This is a genomic window from Pseudomonas sp. SM4, from assembly GCF_051913165.1.
GTDB lineage: Bacteria > Pseudomonadota > Gammaproteobacteria > Pseudomonadales > Pseudomonadaceae > Aquipseudomonas.
In genome coordinates this window covers 152,928-168,024 of sequence record NZ_JBODOE010000010.1, presented here as the reverse complement: position 1 = coordinate 168,024, position 15,097 = coordinate 152,928, and the positions used below count along the sequence as shown (strand labels likewise).

Below are 15,097 nucleotides of genomic sequence, written 5' to 3'. Positions count from 1 at the left end.
ATGAAACGACATCTGTTGTTGGGGACGGTGACTCTGCTGGGGCTCGGCGGTTATGCGTCAGACTTGTTCGCGGAGGATCAGGAGGCCTTGAGAGCCTTCGGCACGGTGCAGAAAGTCTTCCAGAGCCCGCGCTGCCAGAACTGCCACATTCCCGGTGATTCACCGCTGCAGTTCGACGCCGGTAAGCCACATGCGATGAACGTGGTACGCGGCATGGATGGCAAGGGCGCGGCCGGTCTGCCGTGCGCAACCTGTCACGCGGAAAACAATCCGCCGGCCAGTTACGGCCCGCATGCGCCACCGGGGGCGCCGCATTGGAGCCTGCCGCCGGCGTCGCACAAAATGGCCTGGATTGGCCTGCCGCCAGACAAGCTTTGCGCGATGATCAAGGACCGTTCGAGCAATGGCGATCGCGACTTCGCCGCGCTGATCAAACACGTCAGTGAGGATAAATTGGTGCTCTGGGGCTGGAATCCCGGGGCAGGGCGCGCGCCGGTGCCGGTGCCGCACGATATTTTCGTCGCGCAATTCAAACTCTGGGCCGATGCCGGCGGGCCGTGTCCGGTGGCGGGGATCTGACGGGGTGAAGCCTCGCTGATTTGCGCTACGCTCAAGTGCATTGATGACAATGGAGTGTACGAATGCTGGTTCCAGGAAAACCTGCCAATGAAGCTGCGCGGATTCAGGTGTTGCACGGGCTCGATCTGCTTGATTCGGCGCCCGAGGAGCGTTTTGATCGGCTGACGCGCTTGGCCAAACGCCTGTTCAATGTGCCGATCGCGCTGGTGACGCTGGTCGACAAGGATCGGCAGTGGTTCAAGTCCTGCGTGGGCCTGGACGCCACTGAAACGTCGAGGGATGTGTCGTTCTGCGGCCACGCGATTCTGCAAAACGATTTGTTGCTGGTGCCCGATGCCCGCGAGGACGTGCGTTTCCACGACAATCCGCTGGTCACGGGCGAACCGAATATTCGCTTTTACGCCGGCTATCCGCTGACCGTGCCCAATGGCAATAAAATGGGCACCTTGTGCCTGATCGACACCAAGCCCCGTGAACTCGACGATGAGGAACGCGCGCTGTTGCGTGATCTCGCGGAAATGGCCGAGCAAGAGCTGACCGCCGTGCAGATGGCGAGCATGGACGAGTTGACGTTGCTGTCCAATCGTCGCGGCTTCAAGCAACTGGCGCAGCATGCGCTGGACGCCTGCGCCCGGCTGGAGCGGCCGGCGACGTTGCTGTTTTTTGACCTGAATGATTTCAAGCAGATCAATGATCTGTATGGGCATGCCGAGGGCGACAGTGCGCTGAAGACCTTTGCTGATGTGTTGCGCATAGCCTTTCGCGAGAGCGATGTGGTCGGGCGCTTGGGCGGCGATGAATTTGTCGCGCTGCTGACGGGGTCGAGCCATATCGAAACCAACGCGATCATGGCGCGGCTCAAGGAGATCCTTGAAGAGCGTAATGCGACGTTGCACCGGGGTTATGCGATTCGCTTCAGTGTTGGGCAGATTGAATACGACGGCAAACGCCACGAAACCGTGGATCGCCTGCTCGCCGACGCGGATGGCGCGATGTATGCGCACAAGCAGGCCCTGAAGCGTTGTTAGTGAATGCACCGCAGATCCCCTGTAGGAGTGAGCCTGCTCGCGATTGCGTCCGCACATTCAACCTCTTCATTGGCTGACCCACCGCTATCGCGAGCAGGCTCACTCCTACAAGGGATTTGGGTTGTTCAAGAAATAGCAGGCATAAAAAACCCGCCTGAAGAGGCGGGTTTTTTTATCGGCTAAGCGAAGATTACTCTTCGATGTTGCCCATGGCGGTGGTGTTGAAACCGCCGTCGACGTACATGATTTCGCCGCTGATGCCCGACGCCAGGTCGGAGCACAGGAAAGCGCCGGCGTTGCCGACTTCGTCGATGGTGACGTTGCGACGCAGCGGGGTTTGCGCTTCGTTGGCGGCCAGCATCTTGCGGAAGTTCTTGATGCCCGAGGCTGCCAGGGTACGGATCGGGCCAGCCGATACGCAGTTGACGCGGGTGCCGTCCGGGCCCAGGGAGCCGGCCAGGTAACGTACGCCAGCTTCCAGCGAAGCCTTGGCCATGCCCATTACGTTGTAGTTCGGCATGGTGCGCTCGGCGCCCAGGTACGACAGGGTCAGCAGGCTGCCATTGCGGCCTTTCATCATTTCGCGGCCGGCTTTGGCCAGGGCCACGAAGCTGTAGGCGCTGATGTCGTGCGCGATGCGGAAACCGTCACGGGTGGTGGCTTCGGTGAAGTCGCCGTCCAGTTGGTCGCCCGGGGCGAAACCAACGGAGTGAACGATGCAGTCCAGACCGTCCCACTTCTTGCTCAGTGCTTCGAAGACCTTGGCGATTTCTTCATCGCTGGCCACGTCGCACGGGAAGCACAGCTCAGGGCTCGAACCCCAGCCTTGGGCGAATTCTTCAACACGACCTTTCAGTTTGTCGTTCTGATAAGTGAAGGCAAGCTCAGCGCCCTCGCGATGCATGGCGGCAGCGATGCCGGATGCGATGGACAGCTTGCTGGCGACACCGACGATCAGTACGCGCTTACCGGCGAGAAAACCCATGTGTTGCTCCTCTTTCAGGTTATTGCGCAGTGGCTGGTGCCAAAAAAGCGGCTTCCAGCAACTGCTGTGTATACGGATGTTGGGGGGCGGCAAAAATACTTTGCGCGTCTCCCTGTTCGACCACTTGGCCATGCTTGACCACCATCAACTGGTGGCTCAGCGCTTTGACGACAGCTAGGTCATGGCTGATAAACAAATACGTCAGGTTGTACTTGGCTTGCAGTGAACGCAACAGCTCCACCACTTGCCGCTGCACCGTCCGGTCGAGCGCCGAAGTCGGCTCGTCCAGCAGGATCAGCGCCGGTTTCAGCACCAAGGCCCGGGCAATGGCGATTCGCTGCCGTTGCCCACCGGAAAATTCGTGGGGGTAGCGGTGCCGGGTTTCCGGATCCAGACCTACCTCCTTCAATGCCGCAATAATCGCCGCCTGTTGCTCCTCGGCGGTGCCCATCTTGTGAATCCGCAGGCCTTCGCCAACGATGTCACTGACACACATGCGCGGGCTCAGGCTACCAAACGGGTCCTGAAACACCACCTGCATCTCCCGACGCAACGGGCGAACCTCGTTCTGCGTCAGGCAGTCTAGCTGCTTGCCTTCAAAACGGATCGCGCCTTTGCTGCCGATCAGCCGCAAAATCGCCAGACCCAGCGTGGATTTGCCGGAACCGCTTTCGCCGACAATCCCCAGAGTCTGACCCTGAGGCAGGCTGAAATTGATGCCGTCCACTGCCTTGACGTGATCCACCGTGCGCTTGAGTAGGCCTTTCTTGATCGGGAACCAGACTTTCAGGTCCTCGACTTCAAGCAGCGGCGCGCCGATTTTATTGCTCGCCGGGCCTCCGCTGGGCTCCGCGCCGAGCAATTCCCGAGTGTACGGATGCTGCGGCGAACGGAACAGCTCTGCGCACGATGCCTGTTCGACGATGCAACCGCGCTGCATGACACATACACGATGCGCAATTCTTCGCACGAGGTTCAAATCGTGACTGATCAGTAGCAGCGACATGCCCAATCTGGCCTGCAATTGCTTGAGCAAATCGAGGATTTTCAGCTGAACGGTCACGTCCAGCGCCGTGGTCGGTTCGTCGGCAATCAGCAGTTCCGGCTCGTTGGCCAGCGCCATGGCGATCATCACGCGCTGGCGCTGGCCGCCGGACAATTCGTGGGGGAGGGCCTTGAGGCGCTTGTGCGGCTCGGGGATGCCGACCATCTCCAGCAGCTCCAAAGTGCGCTTGGTCGCGACTTTACCGGTCAGGCCCTTGTGGATGCCGAGCACTTCGTTGATCTGCTTCTCGATCGAGTGCAGCGGATTCAGCGAGGTCATCGGCTCCTGAAAAATCATTGCGATGCGATTGCCGCGAATATGCCGGATGGTCTTTTCGCTCATCCCTAGCAGATTTTGCCCGGCGTAATTGATGCTGCCGGCCGGATGACGGGCCATCGGGTAGGGCAGCAGGCGCAGGATCGAGTGCGCAGTAACCGATTTGCCCGAGCCGGATTCGCCAACCAACGCGAGGGTTTCGCCACGCTTGATGTCGAAACTCACGCCTTCAACGACCCGGTGTACGCGCTCGCCGAAACCGAATTCGACGGCGAGGTCGCGCACTTCGATCAGATTGTCCTGATTCATTTCACTTCCTCGGGTCGAAGGCATCGCGAGCGGACTCGCCGATAAACACCAGCAAACTCAACATTAACGCCAGCACGGCGAAGGCACTCATGCCCAGCCACGGCGCTTGCAGGTTCGATTTGCCCTGGGCGACCAATTCACCCAGCGACGGACTGCCGGCCGGCAAACCGAAACCGAGGAAGTCCAGCGCGGTCAGGGTGCCGATGGCGCCGGTGAGGATGAACGGCATGAAGGTCATGGTCGAGACCATCGCGTTGGGCAGGATGTGGCGGAACATGATCGCGCCGTTCTGCATGCCCAGCGCCCGCGCCGCGCGCACGTATTCAAGGTTGCGACCCCGGAGGAACTCGGCGCGCACCACGTCGACCAGGCTCATCCACGAGAACAGCAGCATGATCCCCAGCAGCCACCAGAAATTCGGCTGGACGAAACTGGCGAGAATGATCAGCAGGTACAGCACCGGCAACCCCGACCAGATCTCCAGGAAACGCTGCCCGGCCAGATCGACCCAGCCGCCATAGAAACCCTGCAACGCGCCGGCAATCACGCCAATGATCGAACTCAACACGGTCAAGGTCAGCGCGAACAGCACGGAAATGCGGAAGCCGTAAATCACCCGCGCCAGCACGTCGCGGCCCTGATCGTCAGTGCCGAGCAGGTTGTCCGCCGACGGTGGCGCCGGGGCCGGGACTTTCAGGTCGTAGTTGATGCTTTGGTAGTTATACGGAATCGGCGCCCACAACACCCACGCATCCTTGGCCTTGAGCAGTTCGCGGATGTACGGGCTCTTGTAGTTGGCTTCCAGCGGGAATTCACCGCCGAAGGTGGTTTCCGGGTAGCGCTTGATCGCCGGGAAATACCAATTGTTGTCGTAATGCACCACCAGCGGCTTGTCGTTGGCGATCAGCTCGGCGCCAAGGCTCAGGCCGAACAGCACCAGAAACAGCCACAGCGACCACCAGCCACGCTTGTTGGCCTTGAACAGTTCGAAGCGGCGGCGGTTGAGAGGGGACAGGTTCATCTCAATGCTCCCGGCTTTCGAAGTCGATACGCGGATCGACCAGGGTGTAAGTGAGGTCGCCGATCAGTTTCACCACCAGCCCGAGCAGGGTGAAGATGAACAGGGTGCCGAACACCACCGGGTAATCGCGGTTGATCGCCGCTTCGAAACTCATCAGGCCGAGACCGTCCAGAGAGAAAATCACTTCCACCAGCAGCGAGCCGGTGAAGAAGATACCGATAAACGCCGACGGGAATCCGGCAATCACCAGCAACATCGCATTGCGAAACACGTGGCCGTAGAGCACGCGATGACGGGTCAGGCCTTTGGCTTTGGCGGTGACCACGTACTGTTTGTTGATCTCATCGAGAAAGCTGTTCTTGGTCAGCAGGGTCATGGTCGCGAAGTTGCCGATCACCAGCGCCGTCACTGGCAACGCGAGGTGCCAGAAGTAATCGAGGATCTTGCCGCCGAAACTCAGTTCATCGAAGTTGTTCGAGGTCAGCCCGCGTAACGGAAACCAGTCGAGATAACTGCCGCCGGCAAACACCACAATCAGCAGGATCGCAAACAGGAACGCCGGGATCGCATAACCGACGATGATCGCCGAACTGGTCCACACATCGAAGTGACTGCCGTGCCGCGTGGCCTTGGCGATCCCCAGCGGAATCGACACCAGGTACATGATCAACGTGCTCCACAGCCCCAGCGAGATCGACACCGGCATCTTTTCCTTGATCAGGTCGATGACCTTGGCGTCGCGGAAAAAGCTGTCGCCGAAATCCAGCTTCGCGTAGTTCTTGACCATGATCCACAGACGTTCCGGGGCCGATTTGTCGAACCCGTACATGTGCTCGATTTCCTTGATCAGCGCCGGGTCCAGACCCTGCGCGCCGCGATAGGACGAACCCGCCACCGACACCTCGGCACCGCCGCCGGCAATGCGGCTGGTGGCGCCCTCGAAGCCTTCGAGCTTGGCGATCATCTGTTCCACCGGGCCACCGGGCGCGGCCTGAATGATCACGAAGTTGATCAGCAAGATGCCGAACAGCGTCGGGATGATCAGCAGCAGTCGCCGAAAAATATACGCCAGCATCTGATTACTCCGTGCCCACAGGGTCGGCTTGCAGTTTGGTTTCGACTTCTATCGCCGGTTTCGCGTCAGGCTTGACCCACCAGGTGTTGATGCCGATGTCGTATTTGGGTGAGACCTTCGGGTGACCGATGTGATTCCAGTAAGCCACGCGCCAGGTCTTGATGTGCCAGTTGGGAACTACGTAGTAGCCCCATTGCAGCACACGATCCAGCGCACGGGCGTGGGCCACCAGGCTTTTGCGCGAGTCGGCATTGATCAGGTTCTCGACCAGTTGATCGACGATCGGATCCTTCAGGCCCATGGTGTTGCGGCTGCTGGCCTTGTCGGCAGCGGCGCTCATCCAGTATTCGCGCTGCTCGTTGCCCGGCGAGTTGGACTGCGGGAAGCTGCCGACCATCATGTCGAAGTCCCGCGAACGCACGCGGTTGATGTACTGCGAAACGTCGACACGACGGATCACCAGATCGATACCGAGGTCGCTGAGGTTGCGCTTGAACGGCAGCAAGACGCGTTCGAACTCGGTCTGCGCCAGAAGAAACTCGATGACCACCGGTTTGCCGGTGGCATCGACCATTTTGTCGTCGACGATCTTCCAGCCGGCCTCTTGCAGCAGCTGATAGGCCTCGCGTTGCTGGGTGCGGATCATGCCGCTGGCGTCGGTCTTCGGGTTGTCGAACGCTTCGCTGAATACCTGCGCCGGCAGCTTGCTGCGGAACGGCTCGAGGATCGCCCGTTGATCGGCGTCGGGCAGGCCGGTGGCGGCCATTTCCGAGTTCTCGAAATAGCTGCGGGTGCGGAAGTAGGCACCGTTGAACAGTTGCTTGTTGGTCCATTCGAAATCGAACAGCAGGCCGAGCGCCTGACGCACGCGCACGTCCTGGAACAGCGGGCGACGCAGGTTGAAGACGAAACCCTGCATGCCGGTCGGGTTGCTGTTGGCGATCTGTTCCTTGATCAGGCGCCCCTCGGTGACCGCCGGGATGTTGTAAGCGTTGGCCCAGTTTTTCGCGGTCATCTCCAGCCAGTAATCGAACTGCCCGGCCTTCAACGCTTCGACGGCAACGGTGTTGTCGCGGTAGTAATCGCTGGTCATCGTGTCGAAGTTGTAGAAACCGCGATTGACCGGCAGGTCTTTGCCCCAGTAATCCTTGACCCGCTCGTAACGTATCGAGCGACCAGCCTTCACTTCGGCGACCTTGTACGGGCCGCTGCCGAGCGGAATTTCCAGATTGCCCTTGGTGAAATCACGATCGGCCCACCAATGTTTTGGCAACACCGGCAGTTGGCCGAGGATCAGCGGCAGTTCGCGGTTGTTGCTGTGCTTGAACTTGAACAGCACTTTGAGCGGGTCTTCGGCGATGACTTCGGCGACGTCGTTGTAGTAGCCGCGAAACATCGGCGAGCCTTCCTTGGTCAGCGTGTTGAAGCTGAACACCACATCGTCAGCGCGCACCGGATGGCCGTCGTGGAAACGCGCTTCGGGGCGCAGATAGAAGCGCACCCAGCTGTTGTCCGGGGCTTTTTCGATTTTGCCGGCGATCAAGCCGTATTCGGTAAAGGGCTCGTCGAGGCTGTGCTTGGTCAGCGTGTCGTAGATCTGCCCGATGTCATCGGCGGGCACGCCTTTGCTGATAAACGGGTTGAGGCTGTCGAAGCCACCAAAACCGGCCTGACGGAAGACGCCACCCTTGGGCGCATCGGGGTTCACGTAATCGAAATGCTTGAAATCGGCCGGGTATTTCGGCGGCTCGTTGTACAGGGTCACGGCGTGTTGCGGGGCGGCAAAGGCCAGCCCGGCGAACAGCAAGCCGCTGGCCTGCACGAGCAGGGCGCGGATGGGTTTCATCGATCTTTCTCCGAAGACTTAAGCCACCATGCGCTCAGGCCCAGGGTGTAGGGCGGCGTGGTGACGAAGGCCAACCGGTTGCGGTAGGCCAGACGGTGATAATTGAGGTACCAGTTGGGAATGCTGTAATGCTGCCAGAGCAGCACGCGGTCGAGCGCCTTGCCGGCGGCGACCTGCTCGTCGCGAGTGCGCGCGGCAAGCAACTGTTCGAGCAGGTGATCGACCACCGGGTTGGCGATGCCCGCGTAATTCTTGCTGCCCTTGACCCCGACCTGGCTGGAGTGAAAGTACTGCCACTGCTCAAGGCCCGGGCTGAGGGTCTGGTTGAGCGTCATCGAGATCATGTCGAAATCAAATTGATCGAGGCGTTGTTTGTACTGCGCCCGATCCACGGTGCGCAGGCGCGCGTCGATGCCGATGCTGTTGAGGTTCTCGATGTAGGGCTGGTAGAGGCGTTCCAGGTTCGGATTGACCAGCAGCAGCTCGAACCGCAACGGTTGGCCGTCAGCGTTTTGCAGGCGCTGACCGTTGAGCTTCCAGCCGGCCTCGGCGAGCAATGCCAATGCCTTGCGCATGGTTTCCCGGGGAATGCCGCGACCGTCGGTTTTCGGCAGGGTGAACGGCTCGGTGAACAGCTTGGCCGGCAGTTGCTCCTTGTACGGCTTGAGCATCAGCCATTCATGGCCGACCGGCAGGCCGCTGGCGCTGAATTCGCTGTTCGGGTAGTAACTGGTGGTGCGTTTGTAGGCGTCGCTGAACAGGGCGCGATTGGTCCACTCGAAGTCGAACATCAGGCCGAGCGCTTCGCGGGTTTTCACGTCCGAGAATGTCGCGCGGCGGGTGTTCATGAACAGGCCCTGACTCTGGGTCGGGATCTGATGCGGGATCTGCGCCTTGATCACGTCGCCACGGCGAATCGCCGGGAAGTTGTAGCCGTTGGCCCAGTTCTTCGCCTGGTGCTCGATGTAGATGTCGAACTCGCCGGCCTTGAACGCTTCGAAGGCGACATCGCTGTCACGGTAGAACTCGACTTCCATGCGATCGAAGTTGTACTTGCCGCGATTGACCGGCAAGTCCTTGCCCCAGTAATCCTTGACCCGCTCGAAAATCAACTGCCGCCCCGGCGTCACCGAGGTGATGCGATACGGGCCGCTGCCCAGTGGCGGTTCGAACGTGGTGGCCTTGAAGTCCCGACCTTTCCAGTAATGCTGCGGCAGTACTGGCAATTCACCGAGACGCAGGATCAGCAGCGGGTTGCCCGAACGCTTCAGCACGAATCGAATGCGCTGTTTGTTGAGGATGTCCACGCGCAACACTTCCTGCAGGGCGGTGCGGTACAGCGGATGACCGTCCTTGAGCAGCGTTCGATAAGAGAACGCCACGTCATAAGCAGTGATCGGCGTGCCGTCGTGAAAATGCGCCTCGGGGCGCAGATTGAACACCACCCAGCTGCGATCTTCGCTGTACTCCACCGATTGCGCGATCAAGCCGTAGCTGGACGCGGGTTCGTCACCGGAGGGTGAATACTGGCCGGTGCCGACCATCAGCGGCTCGTTCAGCTCGTTGATGCCGTACTGGAGGAAATTCGGCGTGGTCACCGGGCTGGTGCCTTTGAACGTGTACGGGTTGACCGTATCGAAGGTGCCAAACGCCATCACCCGCAACGTACCGCCCTTGGGCGCTTGCGGGTTGACCCAGTCGAAGTGGGTAAATCTGGCCGGGTACTTGAGCGTGCCGAACTGCGCATAACCGTGGCTTTCGGTAATCGTCGCGCTTGCGGTTGAGCTCAAGGCCAGGCTGATCAGGAGCAGGAGGAGGGGACGCTTCAAGTCAGATCTGATCCAGGCGGCTTGGGCTTTGTGGGCCGTACAGTAACAGCTTGTCTGGACAGGAAAAAGATCACGGGTTAATGCGGGGTTAATCGCTACGCGATGTTGAGCCGATTTGATTCTGTGGTGAGGGGATTTATCCCCGATGGGGTGCGGAGCGGCCCTTCTTTGCTCTTGAAGAAGCGGACTGCTGCGCAGCCCATCGGGGATAAATCCCCTCGCCACAGGGTTCCGGCTGGCACGAAGCAATCGGCAATAAAAAAGCCCCTGATTGTCAGGGGCTCTTCTGTCAGTGCGGCTGGTAAACCGTGAGCATCTGCCCAGGCTTGAGTGCCTTGCCCGCACCCGGATTCCAGCGTTTGAGATGTTGCATCTCAACGTTGAAACGCTTGGCCACCACGTACAGCGTGTCGCCGCGCTTGACCTTGTACTGGGTCTGCTGCGCGCTGTCGTCCTTGCCTTTGGTCTTGCTGTTGGCGGCAACCACCGTGTTGACCCGGCCGGACTTGCGTGCCGGGCTGCGCTTGGTGGTGTCCTGCATGACCAGGGTCTGGCCGACCTTGAGGTTCTTGCCGCTGAGCTTGTTCCAGCGCTGCAGATCCTTCACTTCGACCTTGTTGGCCTTGGCGATGGAGCCGAGGTTGTCGCCACGCTTGACGCGATAGGCGCGCTTGAGCTTGGCCACTTCCGTCGGATCGGCACCTTCGAACACTGGTTTCAGCGAACGTTTGCTGATCAGCTCGTCAGGACGCATGGTCTGCAGGCTGGCGGTCAACAATTGCGCTTTCGATGTTGGCACCAGCAAATGCTGAGGTCCGTCGATGGTGGTGCGCTGCTTGAACGCCGGGTTGAGCTGGAACAGTTCGTCTTCGTCGATGTTGGCAACCGCGGCGACTTTGGACAGGTCCATGCGCTGGTTGATTTCGACGACCTGGAAGTACGGTTCGTTGGCGATCGGGTTGAGGTTGACCCCATAGGCTTCCGGCGCCAGCACCACTTGCGACAGCGCCAGCAGCTTCGGCACGTACGCCTGGGTTTCCGCCGGCAGTGGCAGGTTCCAGTAGTCTGTCGGCAGGCCGAGCTTCTCGTTACGCTCAATGGCGCGGCTGACCGTGCCTTCGCCGGCGTTGTATGCCGCCAGGGCCAGCAGCCAGTCACCGTTGAACATGTCGTGCAGACGGGTCAGGTAGTCCATGGCCGCAGTGGTCGACGCGGTAATGTCGCGGCGGCCGTCGTAGAAGCGGGTCTGGCGCAGGTTGAAGTAACGCCCGGTGGACGGAATGAACTGCCACAGCCCCGATGCATCGGCCCGCGAATAGGCCATCGGATTGTAGGCGCTTTCAATCACTGGCAGCAGAGCCAGTTCCAGCGGCATGTTGCGTTCTTCGAGGCGTTCAACGATGTAATGAATATAGAGGCTGCCGCGTTCGCCGGCGTTCTCGAGGAAAGAGGGATTACTGGCGAACCACAAGCGCTGTTGCTCGATGCGCGGGTTCACGCCCAAGCCTTCCTGCAGCTGGAAACCCTGGCGCATGCGTTCCCAGATGTCCTGGGGAACCTGTGGGCTGGGCTTCTCGGTCAGCCAGATCGGCTTCTGCTTGGCTCGCGCAGCAATGTTGGGCGTATGGGTCGCTTCAGTCTGCGGAGCATGGCTGGAACAGCCCGCCAGCGTGGCGGACACAGCCACCGCGATGGCTTGCGCCAGGCGGGTCAATGCGTCTGAATTGACGGACTTACGTATGGATGACGACATTGGCTGGAAGTAAGTTCCGGGCAAAAATGTCGGGCGATTCTAGAAAGCGCACCCCCTGCGGTCAACCATTCAGAATTTTTGTACCAAGCCATGAGCCACTTAGAACTTATCTTTCCATGCCCGCAGCGCCGCAAAAACCTCGCTCGGCGCCCGGTTTTGAGCGCCTTCCCGTTCGTCCACTTTTTGTTTAACTAATGTTTCAGAGGTACGCAAAAACGGGTTGGTGAGCAATTCCAAAGCCAAAGTAGAGGGCAGGGTCATGACGCCGTTTTGCCGTTGCTGGCTGACTTTTTCCAGACGGGCGGCAATGTCCGGGTTGCCCGGCTCGACGGCGGCGGCAAACTTCAGATTGCTCAGGGTGTATTCGTGAGTGCAGTAGACCAGCGTATCTTCGGGTAGCGCAGCAAGACGGCCGAGCGAGTGATGCATCTGCTCAGGCGTGCCTTCGAACAGTCGGCCGCAACCGGCGGCGAACAGCGTATCGCCGCAAAACAGCAGGCCGTGGTGGTAATAGGCAATGTGTCCCAAGGTGTGACCGGGCACCGCATAGACCGCGAAGTCCCAGCCGAGCACGCTGACGCTGTCGTTATCCTTCAACGCCACGTCGCGCGCCGGGATGCTTTCGCTGGCAGGTCCGTAGACTTTGGCGCCGCTCGCCGCTTTCAGGCGTTCGACGCCGCCGACGTGATCATGGTGATGGTGGGTGATCAGGATATCGCTCAACACCCAGCCCGGATGGGCGTCGAGCCACGCCAGCACAGGCGCGGCATCGCCGGGATCGACCACCGCGCAGCGCTGGGTGCGGTGATCCTGTAACAACCAGATGTAGTTGTCGGTGAACGCGGGCAGGGCACTGATCTGTATCATCGTCGGAATTCGCCAAGCGGAAAACATTGGCGCATCTTAGTAGTTCCTGGCGCTTTGGAGAATGCGATGAGTGATAAAGCGTTCGCACAGGCTGATCCTGACTGGCTGGCCCTGATCGGTGCAGCCCGTGAATGGCTGTCCGGCCCGCTCGGGCAATTTCTGCTCGATGAAGAGCGGCGCATGCTCGAAGACGAGCTCGGTCGGTTCTTCGGCGGTTACCTGGTGCATTACGGCCCGTCCGCCGAAACCCCGCCGTCGGCCCCGCAGGTGCAGCGCAATGTGCGCCTCGGTGCGCCGTTGCCCGGCGTCGAGATCGTCTGCGAAGAGCAAGCCTGGCCATTGAGCGAGCACGCGGCCGATGTGGTGGTGATGCAGCACGGTCTGGATTTCTGCCTGTCGCCCCACGGTTTGCTGCGTGAGGCAGCGAGCAGCGTGCGCCCCGGCGGGCATTTGCTGATCATCGGCATCAACCCCTGGAGCACTTGGGGGCTGCGGCATGTTTTCGCCCACGACGCCCTGCGAAAGGCGCGCTGCATCTCGCCGTCGCGGGTCGCCGACTGGCTCAACCTGCTGGGCTTTGCGCTGGAGAAACGCCGCTTCGGGTGCTATCGTCCGCCGCTCGCGTCACCCAAGTGGCAGGCCCGCCTGGCCGGCTGGGAACGCAAGGCCGGTGACTGGCAACTGTCGGGCGGCGGCTTCTATTTATTGGTCGCGCGCAAGATCGTCGTAGGGCTGCGGCCGTTGCGTCAGGAACGTCGCGAGCCGATGGGCAAGCTGATTCCGCTGCCGATGGCCAAGGTCAATCGCCGCCGCATCGAACCGTAAACCTTCTTTTATTTGTGACCGGGTTTGTCCCGGTCCAGGTCATTGTCGATCCGTGATCGGCAAGACACGCATTTTTTCTGGATAGAGTGGCATGAGCGAAAGCGTCGATAGCGTAGAACTGTTCACCGACGGCGCCTGCAAGGGCAACCCCGGCCCGGGTGGCTGGGGCGCCTTGCTGGTGTGCAAGGGTGTCGAAAAGGAACTGTGGGGCGGCGAAGCCAACACCACCAATAACCGCATGGAACTGCTCGGCGCGATTCGCGGCCTTGAAGCGCTCAAGCGTCCGTGTGAAGTGCTGCTGGTGACCGACTCGCAATACGTGATGAAGGGCATCAACGAGTGGATGGCCAACTGGAAGAAGCGCGGCTGGAAAACCGCAGCGAAGGAGCCAGTGAAAAACGCTGACCTGTGGAAAGAGCTGGATGAGCAGGTCAACCGCCACAAGGTCACCTGGAAATGGGTGCGCGGCCACATCGGCCATCACGGCAACGAACGGGCGGACCAACTGGCCAACCGTGGCGTTGACGAAGTGCGCGGTTACAAACAGACCTGATTCCCTCCGTTGCACCGTGGTGCACCCAATCGCGAGCAGGCTCACTCCTACAATTGGAATGCATTTCCCTGTAGGAGTGAGCCTGCTCGCGATGAATGAAGACGCGCTAACTCAGAAATACGCGTGTTAACATCCGCGTTTTTGCACGATTGACCCCGTTGAGAGCTGAGCACTGATGGCCACCAGATCCGTTGTACTCGATACCGAAACCACCGGCATGCCGGTGACCGATGGTCACCGGATCATTGAAATCGGCTGTGTCGAACTGATCGGTCGGCGCCTGACGGGCCGGCACTTTCACGTTTACCTGCAACCGGATCGTGAAAGTGATGAAGGCGCCATCGGCGTCCACGGCATCACCAACGAGTTCCTGGTCGGCAAGCCGCGCTTCAACGAAGTCGCCGACGAGTTCTTCGAGTTCATCAAAGGCGCGCAGCTGATCATCCATAACGCGGCGTTCGACGTTGGCTTCATCAACAACGAATTCGCGCTGATGGGCCAGAAGGATCGTGCTGACATCACCCAGCACTGCTCGATCCTCGACACCCTGATGATGGCCCGGGAACGTCACCCGGGGCAGCGCAACAGCCTCGATGCGTTGTGCAAACGTTATGGCGTCGACAACTCCGGCCGTGAACTGCACGGCGCCTTGCTCGACTCGGAAATTCTCGCCGACGTTTACCTGACCATGACCGGTGGCCAGACCAGCCTGTCGCTGGCCGGCAACGCCTCGGACGGTAATGGCTCGGGCGAGGGTGCGGACAACTCGGCGACCGAGATTCGCCGCCTGCCGGCGGATCGTCAGCCGGCGCGGATCATTCGCGCGACTGAAGATGAATTGGCGGCGCATCTGGTGCGGTTGGAGATTATTGCCAAGTCTGCCGGTGGCCCAGCGTTATGGACGCAGATCGCCGAAGCCGACGCCCAAGCCTGAAGATCAAAAGATCGCAGCCTGCGGCAGCTCCTACAGGGGATTGCATTCCAATGTAGGAGCTGCCGAAGGCTGCGATCTTTTTGTTTCTGGAAATACTGACAACTGGCCACCCTCGCCACATTCGCTGCAACCCTCTACCCTGAGTGCATTGGCAGCCGCAAACCTGCCGCCT

13 protein-coding genes are annotated in these 15,097 nt (G+C 60.2%); 5 read left to right on the top strand and 8 right to left on the bottom strand.

Going from position 1 to position 15,097, the window contains the following annotated elements; all coding sequences use genetic code 11:
* Window positions 1–579 (top strand): hypothetical protein, encoded by a 579-nt coding sequence (locus ACQ4MY_RS19480; protein WP_440096170.1) that lies wholly within the window; start codon window positions 1–3, stop codon window positions 577–579.
* A gap of 62 nt (window positions 580–641) precedes the next feature.
* A complete protein-coding gene (locus ACQ4MY_RS19475) occupies window positions 642–1,607 on the top strand; it encodes a GGDEF domain-containing protein (protein WP_038366049.1) in 966 nt (321 codons plus the stop codon).
* Between the two features lie 190 nt (window positions 1,608–1,797).
* Here the strand turns inward: ACQ4MY_RS19475 and fabI are convergent, their stop codons facing one another.
* The 8 genes from fabI to gloB all read right to left on the bottom strand — a co-directional run bounded on the left by fabI (window position 1,798) and on the right by gloB (window position 12,613).
* Window positions 1,798–2,592: an enoyl-ACP reductase FabI gene (fabI, locus tag ACQ4MY_RS19470; protein ID WP_007910591.1), complete on the bottom strand. Its 795-nt coding sequence runs from the start codon at window positions 2,590–2,592 to the stop codon at window positions 1,798–1,800.
* Window positions 2,593–2,611: 19 nt separating this feature from the next.
* Window positions 2,612–4,222 (bottom strand): ABC transporter ATP-binding protein, encoded by a 1,611-nt coding sequence (locus tag ACQ4MY_RS19465; protein ID WP_440096169.1) that lies wholly within the window; start codon window positions 4,220–4,222, stop codon window positions 2,612–2,614.
* Window position 4,223: 1 nt separating this feature from the next.
* On the bottom strand, window positions 4,224–5,243 hold the full coding sequence (locus ACQ4MY_RS19460; RefSeq protein ID WP_008088512.1) for an ABC transporter permease: 1,020 nt from the start codon (window positions 5,241–5,243) through the stop codon (window positions 4,224–4,226).
* A gap of 1 nt (window position 5,244) precedes the next feature.
* Complete coding sequence (locus tag ACQ4MY_RS19455) at window positions 5,245–6,318, bottom strand: microcin C ABC transporter permease YejB (protein ID WP_008088514.1); 1,074 nt, start codon at window positions 6,316–6,318, stop codon at window positions 5,245–5,247.
* Between the two features lie 4 nt (window positions 6,319–6,322).
* On the bottom strand, window positions 6,323–8,164 hold the full coding sequence (locus ACQ4MY_RS19450) for an extracellular solute-binding protein (RefSeq protein ID WP_008088517.1): 1,842 nt from the start codon (window positions 8,162–8,164) through the stop codon (window positions 6,323–6,325).
* Entirely contained in the window at window positions 8,161–9,993 is a 1,833-nt protein-coding gene (locus tag ACQ4MY_RS19445) for an extracellular solute-binding protein (protein ID WP_440096168.1), read from the bottom strand. The genes ACQ4MY_RS19450 and ACQ4MY_RS19445 overlap by 4 nt, the downstream gene beginning before the upstream one ends.
* Before the next feature lie 289 nt (window positions 9,994–10,282).
* Window positions 10,283–11,746, bottom strand: a complete 1,464-nt coding sequence (locus ACQ4MY_RS19440; RefSeq protein WP_008088520.1) for a LysM peptidoglycan-binding domain-containing protein — start codon at window positions 11,744–11,746, stop codon at window positions 10,283–10,285.
* A gap of 99 nt (window positions 11,747–11,845) precedes the next feature.
* Window positions 11,846–12,613 carry a hydroxyacylglutathione hydrolase gene (gene gloB / locus ACQ4MY_RS19435; protein WP_440096167.1) on the bottom strand — a complete coding sequence of 256 codons (768 nt, stop codon included), beginning with the start codon at window positions 12,611–12,613 and terminating at the stop codon, window positions 11,846–11,848.
* Window positions 12,614–12,679: 66 nt separating this feature from the next.
* On the opposite strand from gloB, the gene ACQ4MY_RS19430 reads away from it, so the two are divergent.
* The 3 genes from ACQ4MY_RS19430 (at window position 12,680) to dnaQ (ending at window position 14,925) form a co-directional block, all read left to right on the top strand.
* A complete protein-coding gene (locus ACQ4MY_RS19430; RefSeq protein WP_008088524.1) occupies window positions 12,680–13,438 on the top strand; it encodes a class I SAM-dependent methyltransferase in 759 nt (252 codons plus the stop codon).
* A gap of 91 nt (window positions 13,439–13,529) precedes the next feature.
* Window positions 13,530–13,991 carry a ribonuclease HI gene (gene rnhA, locus ACQ4MY_RS19425; protein WP_123532078.1) on the top strand — a complete coding sequence of 154 codons (462 nt, stop codon included), beginning with the start codon at window positions 13,530–13,532 and terminating at the stop codon, window positions 13,989–13,991.
* A 175-nt stretch (window positions 13,992–14,166) separates the two neighbouring features.
* Window positions 14,167–14,925 (top strand): DNA polymerase III subunit epsilon, encoded by a 759-nt coding sequence (dnaQ, locus tag ACQ4MY_RS19420; protein WP_008088528.1) that lies wholly within the window; start codon window positions 14,167–14,169, stop codon window positions 14,923–14,925.
* Window positions 14,926–15,097 lie beyond the last annotated feature (172 nt).

Excerpts from the sequence above, each read along its gene's own strand:
- ACQ4MY_RS19440 (WP_008088520.1), bottom strand. The coding sequence starts at position 11,746 with ATGTCGTCATCCATACGTAAGTCCGTCAATTCAGACGCATTGACCCGC.
- rnhA (WP_123532078.1), top strand. The coding sequence starts at position 13,530 with ATGAGCGAAAGCGTCGATAGCGTAGAACTGTTCACCGACGGCGCCTGC.
- dnaQ (WP_008088528.1), top strand. The coding sequence starts at position 14,167 with ATGGCCACCAGATCCGTTGTACTCGATACCGAAACCACCGGCATGCCG.
- ACQ4MY_RS19480 (WP_440096170.1), top strand. The coding sequence starts at position 1 with ATGAAACGACATCTGTTGTTGGGGACGGTGACTCTGCTGGGGCTCGGC.
- ACQ4MY_RS19465 (WP_440096169.1), bottom strand. The coding sequence starts at position 4,222 with ATGAATCAGGACAATCTGATCGAAGTGCGCGACCTCGCCGTCGAATTC.
- fabI (WP_007910591.1), bottom strand. The coding sequence starts at position 2,592 with ATGGGTTTTCTCGCCGGTAAGCGCGTACTGATCGTCGGTGTCGCCAGC.
- ACQ4MY_RS19455 (WP_008088514.1), bottom strand. The coding sequence starts at position 6,318 with ATGCTGGCGTATATTTTTCGGCGACTGCTGCTGATCATCCCGACGCTG.
- gloB (WP_440096167.1), bottom strand. The coding sequence starts at position 12,613 with ATGATACAGATCAGTGCCCTGCCCGCGTTCACCGACAACTACATCTGG.
- ACQ4MY_RS19460 (WP_008088512.1), bottom strand. The coding sequence starts at position 5,243 with ATGAACCTGTCCCCTCTCAACCGCCGCCGCTTCGAACTGTTCAAGGCC.
- ACQ4MY_RS19450 (WP_008088517.1), bottom strand. The coding sequence starts at position 8,164 with ATGAAACCCATCCGCGCCCTGCTCGTGCAGGCCAGCGGCTTGCTGTTC.
- ACQ4MY_RS19430 (WP_008088524.1), top strand. The coding sequence starts at position 12,680 with ATGAGTGATAAAGCGTTCGCACAGGCTGATCCTGACTGGCTGGCCCTG.
- ACQ4MY_RS19475 (WP_038366049.1), top strand. The coding sequence starts at position 642 with ATGCTGGTTCCAGGAAAACCTGCCAATGAAGCTGCGCGGATTCAGGTG.